The sequence below is a fragment of the Halalkalibaculum sp. DA3122 genome (assembly GCF_043951865.1).
Taxonomy (GTDB): Bacteria; Bacteroidota; Rhodothermia; order Balneolales; family Balneolaceae; genus JAMQKA01.
Genome location: NZ_JBINJF010000014.1, coordinates 1 through 16774, shown reverse-complemented (window position 1 = coordinate 16774; position 16774 = coordinate 1). Strand labels below are relative to the sequence as shown.

The 16774-nt window shown below is 52.6% G+C and carries 10 protein-coding genes; 5 read left to right on the top strand and 5 right to left on the bottom strand.

What is annotated here, in order from left to right; genetic code table 11:
* The first annotated feature begins 76 nt into the window (after positions 1-76).
* A complete protein-coding gene (locus ACG2F4_RS10750) occupies positions 77-748 on the top strand; it encodes a hypothetical protein (RefSeq protein WP_395260600.1) in 672 nt (223 codons plus the stop codon).
* 469 nt (positions 749-1217) lie between these two features.
* Here ACG2F4_RS10750 and ACG2F4_RS10745 read toward each other — a convergent pair whose 3' ends face one another.
* The gene (locus ACG2F4_RS10745) at positions 1218-4340 is read right to left on the bottom strand and encodes an efflux RND transporter permease subunit (RefSeq protein ID WP_395260597.1); all 3123 of its coding nucleotides are present in this window, start codon (positions 4338-4340) and stop codon (positions 1218-1220) included.
* A gap of 18 nt (positions 4341-4358) precedes the next feature.
* Entirely contained in the window at positions 4359-5687 is a 1329-nt protein-coding gene (locus tag ACG2F4_RS10740; RefSeq protein ID WP_395260595.1) for an efflux RND transporter periplasmic adaptor subunit, read from the bottom strand.
* A gap of 212 nt (positions 5688-5899) precedes the next feature.
* Between ACG2F4_RS10740 and ACG2F4_RS10735 the strand changes: the two genes are divergently transcribed.
* The gene (locus ACG2F4_RS10735) at positions 5900-6928 is read left to right on the top strand and encodes a metal-dependent hydrolase (protein ID WP_395260592.1); all 1029 of its coding nucleotides are present in this window, start codon (positions 5900-5902) and stop codon (positions 6926-6928) included.
* 58 nt (positions 6929-6986) lie between these two features.
* Here the strand turns inward: ACG2F4_RS10735 and ACG2F4_RS10730 are convergent, their stop codons facing one another.
* Positions 6987-7697 (bottom strand): SIMPL domain-containing protein, encoded by a 711-nt coding sequence (locus ACG2F4_RS10730; protein WP_395260590.1) that lies wholly within the window; start codon positions 7695-7697, stop codon positions 6987-6989.
* Positions 7698-7993: 296 nt separating this feature from the next.
* Here ACG2F4_RS10730 and ACG2F4_RS10725 point away from each other — a divergent pair, with 296 nt between their 5' ends.
* Together ACG2F4_RS10725 and ACG2F4_RS10720 are read left to right on the top strand one after the other, a co-directional pair.
* Complete coding sequence (locus ACG2F4_RS10725; RefSeq protein ID WP_395260588.1) at positions 7994-9430, top strand: alkaline phosphatase; 1437 nt, start codon at positions 7994-7996, stop codon at positions 9428-9430.
* A gap of 9 nt (positions 9431-9439) precedes the next feature.
* Positions 9440-10465 (top strand): medium chain dehydrogenase/reductase family protein, encoded by a 1026-nt coding sequence (locus ACG2F4_RS10720; RefSeq protein WP_395260586.1) that lies wholly within the window; start codon positions 9440-9442, stop codon positions 10463-10465.
* A gap of 290 nt (positions 10466-10755) precedes the next feature.
* Here the strand turns inward: ACG2F4_RS10720 and ACG2F4_RS10715 are convergent, their stop codons facing one another.
* Positions 10756-11862: an alkene reductase gene (locus ACG2F4_RS10715; protein WP_395260584.1), complete on the bottom strand. Its 1107-nt coding sequence runs from the start codon at positions 11860-11862 to the stop codon at positions 10756-10758.
* A gap of 478 nt (positions 11863-12340) precedes the next feature.
* Between ACG2F4_RS10715 and ACG2F4_RS10710 the strand changes: the two genes are divergently transcribed.
* Entirely contained in the window at positions 12341-14566 is a 2226-nt protein-coding gene (locus ACG2F4_RS10710) for an amino acid permease (protein WP_395260583.1), read from the top strand.
* Positions 14567-14780: 214 nt separating this feature from the next.
* On the opposite strand, the gene ACG2F4_RS10705 is transcribed toward ACG2F4_RS10710, so the two are convergent.
* Positions 14781-15932, bottom strand: a complete 1152-nt coding sequence (locus tag ACG2F4_RS10705) for a Fic family protein (RefSeq protein WP_395260581.1) — start codon at positions 15930-15932, stop codon at positions 14781-14783.
* Between the last annotated feature and the right edge of the window lie 842 nt (positions 15933-16774).

The window sequence follows — 16774 nt, the reverse complement described above, 5'->3', positions numbered from 1 at the left end:
CAAATACAGGCATTAATTAGTGATCGGCAACATAAAAACATCAAGAGTTGAGTCTCTACTTAAGGAAATGCGTATTATGAAATCCATTCCGGTATGGCGCTGGCCAATATTGCTCCTGATACTCCTCATTTCGGCTGACCTTATGTTTATCGGGCTCGAAATTATCCACACCGTTGGATATGCAAGTGACTACAAGTTTTCTCTTGGCACAGAGCGGGGATATTCAGAGGTCTACCAATACGTCAAGTTCTTTTGGGTCGCCTTGCTCCTGGGATGGTTGACGATTAAAATGTATCAGCCGATATACGGCATTGGCTCCCTTCTTTTTCTGTATCTGCTTCTTGACGACTCCCTTGAGATCCACGAAACGGCGGGCGGAGAAATCGCTGACTGGGTTGGACTGGCACCGGCGCTGGGGCTTCGGGGAAAGGACTACGGAGAGCTGGCGGTGTATGCGCTTGTCGGCACGCTGTTTTTGGCCCTCGGATGGCTGGCATATCGAGCTAGTAATGCGCTTGCACGCCAAATCAGCTGGTACGTACTTGGAGGGGTAATTGTACTGGCAATATTTGGCGCCGGAGCAGATATGCTACACGCACTGCTGATGAATGGATTTCCCTGGTCAGATACCCCCATGCTGATACTGGAAGACGGGGGAGAGCTGATCGCCTTAAGCGGCATCACCTGGATTGTCTTTTCATTCGCCAACCAGGAGTTGAACACCGATCTCTCCTACGACAAACTGTAAGGGGGGTTAGCCGAAGCCGAAGCAGGATCCAGTACAGACGCGACACGGCGCGCCTCAACAAACTTACACGCCTGTTGCAGCTGGAGCGAATTGCCCCATTCTACGCCTTTTTGGATTACTTTTGGATCATGCCAAAAAGAATACCGCTGCCAAAGGAACAGAAAACCGTAACTTTTGGTGAAAATCATTTACTTATATGACCTCTTCCTACTTATAGCCTGAAACTATTTGAGAAGGCTTTCACAAATCAACAGTCATTGTAAATGGATTGGATCCACTTTCTCCAGGTCCTCTCTAAAATGGGGCGTTTGCAGAACCTGCTATTTTGTTGGGAGGTAGTTGTAATACCGACCTTTGTGACCTTAAAACAAGGAATAGAATGTTTTGCAAAGCCCTCTAAAATCAAGGGCAACAAAAAAGCCTGGTCCCCATATGAGCACCAGGCTTAAAACGACGAAGGTACCGACGGTTACGCCTTGGCCGTTTGTACCTGCTGGTCCGTTTTGTCGAACAGGTACCATTTTGAAGCACGAACTTTTTCAAGCACATTGTTCGCCGTAACATACACTACGGGGATAAATACGAGCGTGACGAGGGTAGAGGCAGTAAGTCCGCCAATTACCACACGTGCCAGCGAAGCCTGAATTTCAGCGCCTGCCCCGAGCCCGAAGGAGAGCGGCAGCAGTCCCAGAACAGTGGTCAGTGTCGTCATCAAGATGGGACGCAGGCGCAGCTTGCCCGAGACAATTACAGCCTCGCGGACGCTCATTCCGTGATCGCGGCGCATCAGGTTGATATAGTCGACCAGTACAATGGCGTTATTCACCACAATACCGATCAGCATAACCACGCCCATCAAGCTCTGCATGTTAAGCGTCGTTCCCGTAAGCAGCAGCGTCGGGACCACCCCGATGACAGCAAGCGGTACCGAAAACATGACGATTACCGGGTCCAGGAAACGCTCAAACTGGGCGGCCATCACCATGTAGATCAGGATCAGTGCCATGAGAATAGAGAGCTGAAAGTCAGCTGCCGCCTCCTGTTGTTCCTCGTATTCTCCACTGTATACAATAGAGAAGCCGGCCGGAAGCTCCAGGGTTGAGAGCTTTTCCTGAATTTTTTCCACGGCCTCACCCAGGGGCACGCCGCTCTGCAGGTTCGCCGATATGTATGATACCCGCTGGCTGTTCACCCTGTTGATATCGGTCGGTCCCCGTCCCATCTCCTTGGTAACCAGCGAAGACACCGGGATCACCTGCCCGTTGGGAGTGGTAATCGAGATATTATCAAGATCGGTCGTACTCAGGCGGTCTTCGGGCTGCAGGCGCACAATAATCGGGTATTCATCGCCGTCCTCGCGGAACACCCCGGCCCGGCTGCCGCCCACGTTGGTTTGGATGACGCGGGCTACTTCAGTAATCGAAAGGCCGAGATCAGCAATTTTTTCACGATTGAAAATAATTCGCTGTTCCGGTCGTCCTTCTCTGCGGTCGGTGCGTACGCCCTCCACCTCGGGAATCTCCTCCATCAGCAGCTTAATCTGGTTGGATATCTCCTGGGCCTGATCCAGGTTGTACCCCATAAGCTGTACTTCCACCTCGGTGCCCCCTCCCGAGCCAAACAATCGACGCAGCATCCAGAGTCCCGATTGCGCGCTAACCCTGATATCGGCTCCCGGAATCAGCCCCTGAACATTATCCCGAATTTGATCGGCAATTTTTGAGGTACTCATGGAACGCTCGTCAGCCGACACCATTGAAATTTCCACTTCGGCTCGTCCGTCGCTTACGTCGGTCGTAATATGCCGTACATCCTCCATCGGCAAGTTTGCCCGGACTACTGTCTCCAGCTCCTTCAGGTACTCATTCAAAACCGTGATGCTGGTCCCCTGCGCCATCTCGAGATCCACATCGATCTCGTCAGCATCGGTTTGCGGGGCGAGCTCCATCGGGAGCTGTGGAATCACCAGGAAGCAGCCGATGACCAGTACGGCAGTAGAACTGAACACTATTACCTTGCGATCCAGTACCTTGTCGATAATCTGGGAATATTTCTCTTCCATCATCACAAAGAAACGGCGAAAACGACCTTTCTTCTTGATCTCCTCCTTTTCAGAAGGTTTAATCGTGAGGAACTTGCTGCAGAGCATCGGTACCAGTGAAAGGGCCACAAACAGGGAGCACACCAATGCAAATACAACCACCAGCGCCAGCTCCTGGAAAATGATGCCGGTGATGGTATTCATGAATACCACCGGCAGGAAGATCACGGAGGTAGTGAGCGTAGAGGCGATAATGGCGCCGCCCACCTCTTTGGTACCGACCAGCGAGCTGGTTCGCAGATTCTCGCCTTTTTCCTCCCTTAGCCGTACGATATTCTCCAGCACCACGATAGCGTTGTCCACAATGAGGCCGACACCCAGGGCGAGCCCTCCAAAACTCATTTGGTTTAACGTAAGTCCGTTAAAATAGAGCAGTGCAAAAGTGGCGATGATCGAAATAGGAATAGAAAGGGCGATAATAAATGTTGAGGATCCGTTTCTCAGGAACAGGTACAGGATAAATACCGCCAGCAGTCCGCCCCACATGGCCGAAGACTGCACGTTGTCTATGGAATTCTGTATAAAATCACTCTGGTCAATGGTGACAAACAGTTCAAGATCCGAACGCTCGCTGTTGACGCGTTCAACCTCTGCACGGATCTCTTCAGCCACCGCTACCGTGTTGGCACCCGTCTGTTTGCGAATGCCGAATCGAACCATCGGTTCACCATTGATCGTAACCAGCCGGTCCAGATCCTCATAGTCCCACTTTACCTCGGCCACATCTTTTACGCGGATCGGTTTCCCGTCAACCACGGTAATGATGGTATTGGCGATCTCGTCGACCGTCTCGTACTCCCCTAGAGTCCGCACATAGAGCTGCTGCGTACCGGAGTTCACATTCCCGCCCGGCAGGTTCACGTTTTCGCTGGCGATCGCCTGCTGAACCTGCGCCGAGGAGAGTCCGCTTGCGATCAGTCGATCTCTCTTCAGGTCTACATGCACTTCTCGGTAGATACCGCCCCAGATATCGATAGAGCCGACCCCGTCTATCTGCTCAAAACGCTGCGTAATTTCCCGCTCCAGTATCTGGGTTAGGTCGGGAAGCGGGCGTTCGGAGTTGGCTCCCACAATAATAATGGGAAAATTATTGGGGTCGAATTTCCAGATGCGGGGCGATTCCACCTCGGGCGGCAGGTCATCCCGGATGCGATCCAGCGCGGCCCGCACATCATTGGCCGCCACATCCACATCCGTGGTCTGGGAAAACTCAAGCGTCACCCGGCTTCGGCCCTCCGAGGAGCTTGAGCGTACGCGCTCCACGCCCGGAACGCCGGCAATGGCATTTTCAACCGGCTTTGTAATAATTTTTTCCATCTCCTCAGGCCCGACATTGTTGTAATCGGTACTGACCGTAAGCTGGGGATACTCAATCGGGGGCAGCAGGTCTACCGGCAGATACCGGAACGAGATGACGCCCAGCACGATGACAATCAAAAACACCATCGTGGTGGCAATAGGTCGGTCTACAGCAGTTTTCGTTAGCGGCATGGTTAGATCCTTTTTACGTTACATGGTTGGTTGTTGAGGACTCTGTTGCTGGGTGTTGAGGACCTCCTGCAACAGGTCGTTACGCTGGTATCCCTGGAGCGTCAAAATGCGCTCCCAGGAGCTGGTGCGCACCCGGGCCTGCCGGCGGCCGCCCGTCAACAGGTGCTGCCCGACGGTAATGACCCAGTCACCCGGTTCCACCCCGGCCACTCCCAGTTCCATACGTCCTTCCGCAATAACATCAATCACCTTGAACTCGACATCAACAGGTTCAGTAAGCGGGGCCGGGTTCCCGGAATCATCCGGTGTACTTTCGACCGGTTCCACCTCCGATCCAAGCGTAGTGGCCACATAAACTCCCTCTTCACCGGTTTGAGGGTCGGTGTACAGCGCACTGGTGGGCAGCAGCGTAGCCTGCTCACTTTCTCCGTACAAAATGTCCACCGGAACAAACATGCCGGGTCTCAACAGACCCTTTTCATTCGATACATCAATTTCTGCTTCGGTACTGCGGGCCACAGGATTCAGAAAGGGAGAAATACGGGAGAGCTCCGCTTGTATAATTTCAGTCTGCCCATCTCTTGTCGGTGCCATAATTTCGGCCGTCTGTCCGATCTCAATCCTGTTCAGCATATCTTCGGTCAATACGACTTCCACCCGTAAATCTCCAAGATTCCCGATCGTAAACAGGTGGGTGCCGGTACCTACCTGCATACCCACCTCCGCATTGCGCTGCCCCACGGACCCCGTGATCGGGGCCCTGATCACGGTCCGTTGCAGCATCTCTTTTTGCTCTTCAAGCGTTGACTGCGCGCGCTCAAGCTCAGCTTCAGCCAGTTCAACATCCGCCTCGGCTGATGCCATCTGGGCCTCCAGCGTTTCCATCTCCAGCTCGCTGGAAAGATTACGGTCGGCCAGCGTTTTGGTTCGCTTGTACTCCGCCTCCAGCTGTCGCAACCGGGCCCGGGCCTGCTTTAGGCGGGCGTTACTGATCCGATAGCTTGCCTCCGCCTGCTGGACCTGTTCCCGGTACTGGGTGTCATCGAGACGGACCAGCGGGTCGCCTTCCTGAACTTCATCTCCATTGCTTACCAGCACCTCGGCAACGCGACCGCTTATCTCGGGGTAAAGCTCCACCTGGTTTTCGGCAATCACTGTACCGCTGAGCCGCTCGCTTAACGGCAGGGATCCGTAACGTGCCTCTACCGCTTCAACTGCTGGAATAACTGAATTAGTAGGGGAATCGCTGTTTCCCTGAGAGGCCTCATCTGAACAGGAAACCACAAAAAAAACCGCCACCAGGGCGACCGTGGTAGAACGGATATATGAACCGGCTGCAAATATCATTGGATAATTATTCAAAATTGTTGTTGTATTGTCTACGTCCGACTTTTTTTGTCTCAGTAACCAAAAAAAGTGAATGAAATATGAAATAGTTCAACACTAAATGTAAAAACTTGTCTAGTGTAAATAACGCACATGATTCTGAAGGAAAATTGAGAAATCGACCAGGTTTGGCCGCACAAACAAATCTTTAATTTTTTTTACAAATTTGCTGAATGGACACCATTACACAGATCACGCTGGGAGCCGCCGTCGGGGAGGCCGTACTCGGGCGCAGGATTGAAAATAAAGCTCCACTATGGGGCGCTGTACTCGGGGTGGTTCCCGACCTTGATATTCTGGCGAATCCCTTCCTGACAGAAGTTCAACAGATTGTTGCTCACCGCGGAATTACCCACTCCATACTTTTTTGCCTGCTGACCCCGCCCCTGTTTGGCTGGCTGCTGGCCCAACTCAAATGGAACCAAAAGGCCGGATGGAAGCAGTGGAGCGGGCTGGTGTTCTGGGTTTTTTCTACCCATATCTTTATCGACGTGTGTACCAGCTACGGTACGCAGGTATTCCAGCCTTTCAGCAATTATGCCGCCAGTTTTAACTCAATCTTTATTATCGACCCGTTTTATACGGTGCCTCTCCTCGGCGGCATCCTGGTTGCGCTCTTCCTCAACCGGAATCTGCACAAACGGCGGTGGGCCAACTACCTCGGGCTGGGAATCAGCTCCTTCTACCTGCTGATGGGCTTTGGAGTAAAATGGCATGTAAATACGGTCTTTGAGGATAACTCCCGGCAGCAGAATATGGCGGTGGACCGGTACATGACCACCCCCGCTCCCCTGACCATATTTCTCTGGACCGGCTACCTGGAAAGCGGCGACGATATCCATGTGGGACTCTACTCCATCTTTGACAACGATCAGGAGATCGATTTTATAACGCTGCCCAGGCAGTCTGACCTGATAGCCCCCTACCGGGATGACCTGCCCGTCCAGCGACTGCTCTGGTTCTCCAACGGCTATTATACCGTCGAGAAGCGCCCGGACGGACTCATCTTCTCCGATCTCCGTTTTGGGCGATCCGACCTCTGGTTATCGGGTGCCAACCCTTCTTCCGCCTACGTATGGAATTACAAGCTGGAATTTAACGGGGACAGCACACAGGTAACGGGAATCCGGCATTTCGAACCCTCCTTTGACACCCGAAAGGGGATGTTCGGCCAACTGTTTAACCGCATCCTGGGAGAATAGAATCGATGATTCCGCCGTTAACCTCACTGCCTCAATTTGAGACAGTCAGATCCAGAGACTAGTCTGACAGGTAATACTCGATCGTAGAAACCACGCGGATGTTTTTAATATACGGGGTATTGTTATCTCTTGGGGCAATGCTAAACTGTCCCTGCGAAGCCGTCTTGATCTTACCCAGCCTGCTGTTGGAATCTTCGGCGAATTTCTGTGCTACCTGCCGCGCCTCTTTTGTGGCCTGCTCAATCATCTCCGGCTTGATCTCATTTAGCCGCGTGAACAGGTATTCGGTTCGCACCTGGTACTCGTCGCCACTCAGCGTGATGCCCCGCTTCCCCAGCTCCACCAGCTCTCCCATCACCTCGCGCACCTTGTCGACCTCGCTCGAGTAGACCGTCACATTCTGGGTGGCCACATACCGGAATTCCACGTTCTCATTTCCACCATACCGCTGTGCCGACCTGTCAGTCATAACCGGCGTCGAAAACGAGATCGCCTCCTCACCGATACCGCGCTCCATAAGGAACGTTTTAACGATATTTGCGCTCTTCTCAACCGAGGTGTAGATCGCCTCGAGGTTATTACCCGCCTCGGTAAACTGGATCGGCCAGATTACGATATCCGCCGGGTGCTCCTGCTCGGCAAGGCCCTTGACGGTGACCGTGCGCTCGTACTCTTTAAAACGGATCGCCGTTTCCCTTATGAAATATCCCAGTACGGCCATTGCAAGAATAATTGCGATACTCAACAAAATATAGTGCTGTTTTTCCATCTCACTTTATGTAGATAACATTGGATTTCTGAGGACTCCGAAAAAAAGGGAGCTTTGCAAAGCCCTCTTGTGAATAGCGATACCGGATACTACGAATTTTATGTGAAAATAGGTATCAGTCCGTGTTATTTACCTACACATCCCGCACACCTTTTGAAAGGGTAATCGCGTCCTGGATTACGCGAATCAGTGCGCGTACACAATAAGGATAAAAACATTTAACAAGGAGTTAATCACACTTCTACCTGATATCACTTATCTTAACCAAAACCATTGTCAAGACAATCAGATCCTTTATGTCTTCATTTAGTCGGAAAGATTTTTTAAAAAGCAGCGCATTAGCATCTCTTGGAATCGGTTCCTCTGTTTTATCCGGAAAATCCAGTAGCCTGCTGGACAGGATTTCCCAGGCGAAGGGGGAAGCGAAGAACATCATATTTATGGTCAGTGACGGGATGAGCAGTGGCACCCTGACGCTGGGCGACCTTGTCAAACGGCGCCAGTATGGAGAGGCCACCAATTGGCTGGAGCTCTACGATTCCACCGAGCGCCCATACCACCGGGGGCTGATGGATATGGCCTCTCTCGATTCTCCGGTGACCGATTCCGCCGCAGCGGCTTCCTCCTGGGGAACCGGCCAGCGAATCAACAACGGGGCGATCAACATGTCGCCCGACGGGCGCCGCCACAAGCCGATCGCCGAAATATTCCGCGATGCCGGCAAAAAAACCGGCCTGGTTACAACCACGCGGCTTACCCACGCCACACCCGCCGGGTTTGCCGCCAACGTGCCCGACCGGGGCATGGAAGACACTATTGCTATGCAGTACCTGCAGCGGGAATTCGACCTGCTGATGGGTGGAGGAGCCCGTCATTTTGCTCCGGCGAACCGGGATGACGGCAAGGATCTCTTTGCGGGATTCCGCGCCAAGGGATACGACGTGATTCGCGAAAAGGCAAACCTGCCAAACGCCAGCCGGCATAAGCTGCTCGGTGTCTTTTCCGATTCGCACCTGCCCTACACCATCGACCGGCAAAACAACGCTGCCCTGGCGTCGACAGTGCCGACCCTTGCAGAGATGACCCAAACCGCTCTCAAACAGTTCAAGGGGGCTCAGAACGGGTTTCTGCTGCAGGTAGAAGGCGGACGTGTGGATCACGCGGCCCACGGCAACGATGCCGCCGGACTGATTTACGACCAGATTGAGTTTGACGAGGCGGTGGGTGTGGCCCTCGACTTTGCCTCCGGCAGAGAGGATACCCTGCTGATCATCACGACCGATCACGGGAACGCGAATCCCGCTGTCAACGGGACCGGAGACCGCTATACCGATTCCGGCAGCAACCTCGACAACATCCAGCAGTTCACCCACAGCAACGACTGGATCCTTTCCGGTCTGGACGCCAATAGTTCCGTTGAAGACATTCGGGACCGTGTGAAAACGGCAACTAACCTGGGCATTACCCGGCAGCAAGCCATCATGCTCCTTAAATCGCTGAATGGTGAACTCACCACCGTCTACGAGGCCAAAAACAGTCCCAAGGCGGCGCTCGGCTCCATATTGGCCAACTACCTTTCCATCAACTGGCTGGGCACCGTGCACACTTCCGACTACGTGGAGCTGGCGGTGCTTGGACCCGGCATTGAACAGATGGATAATTTTACCCGGAATACCGATCTTTTTGAGATGATGGTGGCCCTTGCCGGGGTGGAAAAATATGCAAGCAACTAACAGGGTATTATGCGAGAGATTGTAAACAGCGCCGACGGCAGTTACGACGTACTCACCATATCGGAAGCGGAAGACCCTGTGCCTGACGGGGAGGAGCTGCTGATTGACGTTCGGGCGGCGGGCATCAATTTTGCCGATATCCTGGCCCGCAAAGGCACCTACCAGGATGCCCCGCCCAAGCCGTGCGTCATGGGCTACGAAGTTTCAGGGATCGTGGAGGCAGCCGGGGCGCAGGCGGATCCGAAATGGAAAGGAAAAGAGGTCATTGCCACCACCCGTTTCGGGGGACAAGCCGAAAAAGTTTTGGTGAAGCCCCATCAACTATTTGAAAAGCCTGAAGCCCTCTCCTTCGAAGAGGCGGCTGCGCTGCCGGTAAATTACCTCACCGCCTGGGTGCTGATACGGGTCATGGGCTCGCTGCAGCCCGCGGAGTCGATCCTGATCCATAACGCTGGCGGGGGCGTGGGACTTGCCGCACTGCAGATCGCCCAGCACATCGGGGCTACCACCTACGGCACGGCCAGCCCCCGAAAACACGAATTCCTGGTAGCACGCGGGCTTGACCACCCGATCGACTACCGGAACAACGACTGGTACAAGCAGCTCATGAAAATGACGGACAACCGGGGGGTAGAGTTAATCATCGATCCGCTGGGCGGAAAGGAGTGGAAACGGAGCTATAAAGCCCTTCGGACAACCGGGCGACTCGGCATGTTTGGGGTCTCCAGTGCCAGCGAAGGGGTTTCTGGTGGATGGTGGGCCAAGCTCAAGCTGCTGGCAACTGTCGTTACCATGCCTTTTTTCCACCCTCTGCCGCTGCTCGACAAAAACCGGGGCGTCTTTGGAGTCAACCTGGGACACCTGTGGCATGAAAAGGAGAAGGCGCAACACTGGATGCGCCAACTCCTGGAGGGCGTCGGTGAAGGATGGGTATCCCCGCATGTAGACAAAACCTTCCCGTTCAGCGAGGTGGCCGACGCTCACCGCTACATTGAGGAGCGCCAGAATATCGGCAAAGTCATTCTGGTACCCTGACTTTTCAGCGTTGCTGGAAACCCACCTGTTCCGGCTGAATTCAGCAGACCCCGCTAACCTGCATTTCTCACGAGAATAATTTTGAATCATTGTAATACTATGAATTACAATGATTTAGATTGATTTTATTACTGAAAATACTATGACAGAGTGTAGCGGACTGCGAAATTGGTTCATCTGCTGTGCTGCGTTGAATGTGGGAATCGCTCGCTCAACGTACCAGCATACGTCTCGCTTGCGATTACCACTTCGCCTTGCATACAAACCAATTTCTTGGGGAAAAATGCAGGCTAACCCTTGATTTCCATTTCCTCCAGAAACGGGTAATCCGTATAGCCTTCCGCGTCGCCGCCGTAGAAGGTGTCGCGATCCGGTTCATTGAGGGGGGCGTTCTGCGCGAAGCGCTTCGGAAGGTCCGGGTTGGCCAGGAATTCGCGGGCGAAAGAAACCATATCTGCTTTCCCCTCTTCTACCACGTTGATGGCCGCTATACGGTCATAGTTGCCATTAGTCATCAGCACGCCGTCATAAAAAGGACCATAGTAGGCCAACACATTCTCTGCCAGTTGCGGGTGGTCCGACAGGTCGGCCAGCGGTTCCACCAGCTCAAGGAAAGCGAGCTCATACTCCTCATTCAGTTTGCGGATCACATACTCATACAGGGCTTTCGATTCAGAGTCATTTTCAGTAGCCATCAGATTACTGGGGGAGAGGCGCAGCGATGTTTTATCAGATCCCACCTCCTCAATCACCGCATCCAGCACCTCAAAGAGAAAACGGGCCCGATTTTTGACAGAGCCGCCATAGCGGTCCGTGCGGTCGTTGATGCTGTCATGGAGGAACTGCTCCACCAGGTAGCCGTTGGCGCCGTGGATCTGTACGCCGTCGAACCCGGCCTCGATGGCGTTGCGCGCGGCCTGCCGAAAATCCTGCACCACGGCTTCCACCTCTTCCGTAGAGAGGGCACGGGGCGTGGAGGTCGGCTGGAAGCCCTCGGGCGTGAATACCTGGGTGTTGGCATTTTTATTTGTGGAGGACACCGGCGGCTCCCCATCGTGGAACCAGGTGTGGGAAACCCGTCCCACGTGCCAGAGCTGGCTGTACATCACACCCTCGTTCTGGTGGACGGCCTCCAGCACCTTCTTCCATCCCTCGATCTGCTCCTGGCTGTGGATACCGGCAGTGTCGATATAGCCCATCCCCTGCCGGGATATCTGCGATCCCTCCGAGAGGATGAGTCCAGCTGAGGCGCGCTGGCTGTAATACTCGGCATGCAGCTCCGTGGGAGCATTGGCCTCGTTATGAGCCCGGTTGCGGGTCATCGGCGCCATCGCCAGCCGGTTTTTCAGGGTTTGGGTTCCCACGTCAATAGTGTCAAAAATCTTGGGGGTGGACATTTGTAATCCTCTTAGTTTAACATTGAACTATATTGACTGTTACAACCGCGAAGACTCCCCAACCATTCCACCCGGCTGTTAGAAATTATCGATCAGGAGTATAGGATTTGATTATATCTCGAAAGCGATACATAGTCCGTGAATTCCAATGCAGAACATTGTACCGAGAAACATCTGTTAAATGGGGACTTTGCAAAGCCGTTGTTTTGCCAATTTCAGTGATTAAACTTTCATCTGTTGAAGTGAGTGTATTTGGGAGTGCAATAACCATAAAAATTTCCCTCCAGGGCACACACCATTGGAAAGCCATACCTCTGTAGAAATACGGCGAAGTAAAAAGTCCGAGATCATTCACCGGACGACAACACCCGCCGTCCGACAAGCAGTTCGAAGATCTCCATAAACAAGTTTGTTCATTAAAAGTGATTTTATAGTTTGCTTGTCATATTGACCGGTAAACCCGTTACCATGAATCTCCATGAATAAACAACCCGCAGAAGAATCCACGCTGCAGGAACAAGTTGAGGAACATGCTTCCAAAAAAAAGCAGAAGTACGGCACTTTTGGCGGCGTGTTTGTTCCCACCCTGCTGACTATCCTGGGAGTCATCCTGTTTTTGCGACAGGGCTGGGTGATCGGGAATGCCGGACTGCTGGGCGGATGGCTGATCATCACCCTTGCCTTCCTGATCGTCACTTTTACGGCGCTGTCAATGTCGTGCATCACCACCAATATCCGCATTAAGGCCGGCGGGGCGTATTCCATTATCTCGCAGTCGCTGGGACTGGAAGTCGGCGGCAGTGTGGGCGTGCCGCTGTACCTGGCACAGACGTTTGCCATCACCATGTACATTTTCGGTTTTAGGGAAGGCTGGCTCTATATCTTCCCCGACCATTATGCCATTGCCGTCGATATGGTCGTATTCAGCCTGCTCTTCATCGTCGCCTATTTAAGCGCAAGGCTGGCTTTTCGTATCCAGTACATCATACTGGCGGTTATCATCGCGGCCCTGGTATCGGTGGGCGCCAGCGTGTTTACCGGGGCGATGGAACACAGCATCCAGTGGTGGGGAGAGTTCCCGGGTGCGCCGGAGGATAATTTCCAGGGTGTCAGCTTCTGGGTTGTCTTTGCCGTTCTTTTTCCCGCCGCCACCGGTATTATGGCCGGGGCCAACATGTCGGGAGAGCTTAAAAATCCCAAGAAGAGCATACCGCTGGGCACGCTGTCGGCCATCGGTATCAGCTACCTTATTTATATGTCCAGTGGATACTGGATGGCCAAAGTGGCCCCGGTAGATGAGCTGGTGAGCAACTACAACGTGATGATCGATTACGCGTTCTGGTCGCCGGCGGTGCTGGGCGGACTGCTGGGGGCGACCTTTTCATCGGCGCTGGCCTCTATCGTGGGGGCGCCCCGTATCCTGCAGGCACTGGGGGATCACAGGATATTTCCGGGCGGCGAGGTGTTCTCGAAGCTGGCGGACAACGGCGAACCGCGTAATGCCATCCTGCTGACCGGCGGCCTGGTGCTGGGCACCCTGCTGCTGCGGGATTTGAATACCATCGCCCCGCTGATCACCATGTTTTTCCTGATCACCTACATGATGATCAACATGGTGGTCTTTATTGAGCAGCAGATGGACATGATCAGCTTTCGGCCGACGTTTTCGATTCCCAAATTTGTGCCGTTCCTGGGCACGGTGGGCTGCCTGTTTACCATGTTTGTCATCAACTCCACCTTCGGGCTCATCGCCCTGGGCTTCGTCATAATCACGTACCTGTACCTGTCCAACCGAAAGCTTCAGGTCCCCTACGGCGATATGCGAAGCGGCCTGTTTGTGTCACTGGCCGAGTGGGCGGCCAAGCGGGTATCCCTATTGCCCGAAAATAACGAGCGGGCCTGGAAAGCCAATCTCTTGGTGCCGGTCCGGAGCTCCCGCGAGCTGCGCGGCAACTTCAGCCTTATCAGGAACCTGGTGTATCCCAAGGGATCGGTCAAGCTGGTGGGAGTCTCGGGGGAGGAAGATGAGGGAACGTTCAGGGATTCACTGATGGATTTTTCAATGTCATTTCAGCGAGAAAATATTTATGCCCGGTGGAGCGTCATCGATTCCAATAATTTTGAAGATGCCGTGCTCAATTCGCTGCAAACCCTGCAAGGCACATTTTTCAGGCCCAACATTTTGTTTTTGAGACTCCCCGCCCACAAGCAGTATGATGATGAAATTTTGTCGATCATCCGGCAGGCGCGCCTCAACAATATGGGCATTCAACTATATGTTGAGGATACGATTGCCCAGCTCGGACGCAGTGCGCTGGTAAATGTGTGGGTCCATGAGCAGAGCCCCGATTGGGATCTGAGCATGGAGCTCGGCAACGTAGACCTGGCGATGCTGACCGCGTACAAGCTGAAGGTCAACTGGGGTGCCGAGATGCGCATCATCACCGTGGTGGAGGAGCCGGAGGTGGAGAATGCGTATCAATATCTTGAAAATCTGCGGGATGTGGCCCGCCTGCCCGATGTGAAGCCCCATGTGGAGATCGGCGATTTTAAGACGGTGATGCGGGAGGCGCCCCAGGCAGATGTCGACCTGTTTGGCCTGCCGGAAGACCCGGACCTGGATGAGCTCCGCAGCTATGTAGAGCAGACCCAGTCTGCCTGCGTATTTGTAGCGGATTCGGGCAATGAGAATATTTTGGCGTAGGGTTTTAGAAATATTCGGATGAAGCTGGCCACGCCCCTTGCTACCGCCCAATCCTGCCAACTGATAACCAGTCAATCAATAACGCACTCCGCCTTCTTTGTGTTTGCCGGGAGCGGGAGACAAATTCATAGGCCGTGAGGAGAAAACCTAACTCGAATTTCTCACCAAGAAATTTGGTTGTGCGTCTTTTTAATATGATTGTGAATAATTCGGGTTAAAACGTCAGGATCTGTTCCAGTTCACGATTACGATAATAGTGACGCCCCTTGATCTCCCGTTTCTCCAGCACCCCCATCTCATCCAGCGTATTCAGGTAGCTGCGGGCCGTATTTTCCGCATACAGCCCCGCATCGGTCAGGTGACTCACCTTCGTAAACGGCTGGGTGAAAATGGCATCGATAAGCTGGCCCGGGCGCTGAAAATTCTGCTCACGTTCCACGGCCTCCAAAATGGCTTCTTTGGCCTCCAGGATATCATTGACCTTCCGGTAGGTCAGCCGTGCCGTAGAATCCACCGCCCGAAGCATATACAGTATCCAGGCCTCCCAGTCCCCGCGCTGCGACACCCCCGCCAGCGTATCGTAATACTCCTGCTTGTGATCGATGACATAGCGACTGAGATAAAGAATGGGCAGCTCCAAAAGTCCCGCCTTTGTCAGGTAATGAATATTCAGGATGCGTCCCACGCGTCCATTGCCATCGCGAAAGGGGTGGATCGCCTCAAATTGAAAGTGAGCAATCGCCATCTTTAGCAGCGGCTCGTGGGGCGGGATGGAATCGTCATTCAAAAACTCCGTCAGGTTCTCCAGCTTCTCCCGCAGCACCTCCTTTCCCTTGGGCGGCGTGTACACTCGTTTGCCGGCATTGGGTCCACTGCCCCCCTGGCGAATATAGGTCGTGGCAAAAGGCGGACGAATGGCATCGCGGGCTTCTTTGATCTCCTGGTACAAGTTCACAAAGTAATCCAGATCAAACGCACCGTGTTCTTGTAAATATTTATGTCCCTCCCATATCGCCTCCCGATAACGAAGCACCTCTTTCGTGGGGGCGGATACATTATCATCGAACCGGCTGTCGCTGAACGCCTGGTAGAGATCGTCGGTGGTGGTAAAGACGTTCTCGATGGCGCTCGAATCCTTCGCCTCCTGCAGGGTAATACTGTTGATCAGGAGCGCCTGGTTGGGGATGGCCACGCTGCGTCCGGCCAGCAGCCCCATCGCCTCCTTGGCCCGGCCCAGCTGTTCGTAGATCTCAACATTTTTATACAGTTCTTCATCGATCGGCAGCAGCGGCAGGTCATTCCAGGGTGTATTGCGATCGGGATTAACGCGGTATATCGGCTGTTGAGACATTAAAATACCTGTCATTTAAGGCATGAGTTTAATTCCGACCTCAACATAAGGGTTTTACAGGTACCATACATTAAAAATTACACTTTTTGATGTATGGATTGGGTTCCGGCCTTAATGGTCCTCAATGAACGAGGAAATAATCAACGCCTCTTTTCTTAAAAGTGATTCAAATCAGCCAACTGGTTTAAAATAAAAAGTAACACAAACAGAAACTTATAGCGGTTCTGTTTCTTACAACGAATTAATTAAAACAGATACACAACTGTACAATGCAAATGTAGCAGAAGACAACAGAAGTGTTATACATTCCCCTGTAAATCATGTATCACTTGCTTTAGAAACAGACGATAATAACCGTTATCAGCAAGTTCCTGAAAGTCTGAAAGACGTTGAAAGTTTTATAAATTCAGCACTTCCAACAGGTGTAAGTTATAGTAGGAGACTTTTCAAACGTCCTTTACGGATGGAATCTTAACATTTCAATCGAACGATATAACGGGGTTTTTGCCAAAAAACATAGTAGTTTCTGGATATGTTTAGCCCGTCTCGATCTTGTGGTATTAGATCAAAATCAGTTTATACGCATTCATTCATGACCAAAAAACAGAGGGATAAGTTTCTATTAACTTAGTTTTAAATCCTTCAACTTATCTATGAATAGGAAGGCAACCTCTTAAGGGGTTGCATTTTAAATTATTTCTCTTAAGAAAGGTTTTTATAGAAGATAGAAGAAACAAAAATATCTTTTCACGAAAATATTAATGGCTATTTCGGAGATCATTGTGCCACCCATTTCGGCCATGTTGTGCCATCCGTTTCGGAGGTCATTGTGCCAGTTTAGGTAGGTGATCGCCGGA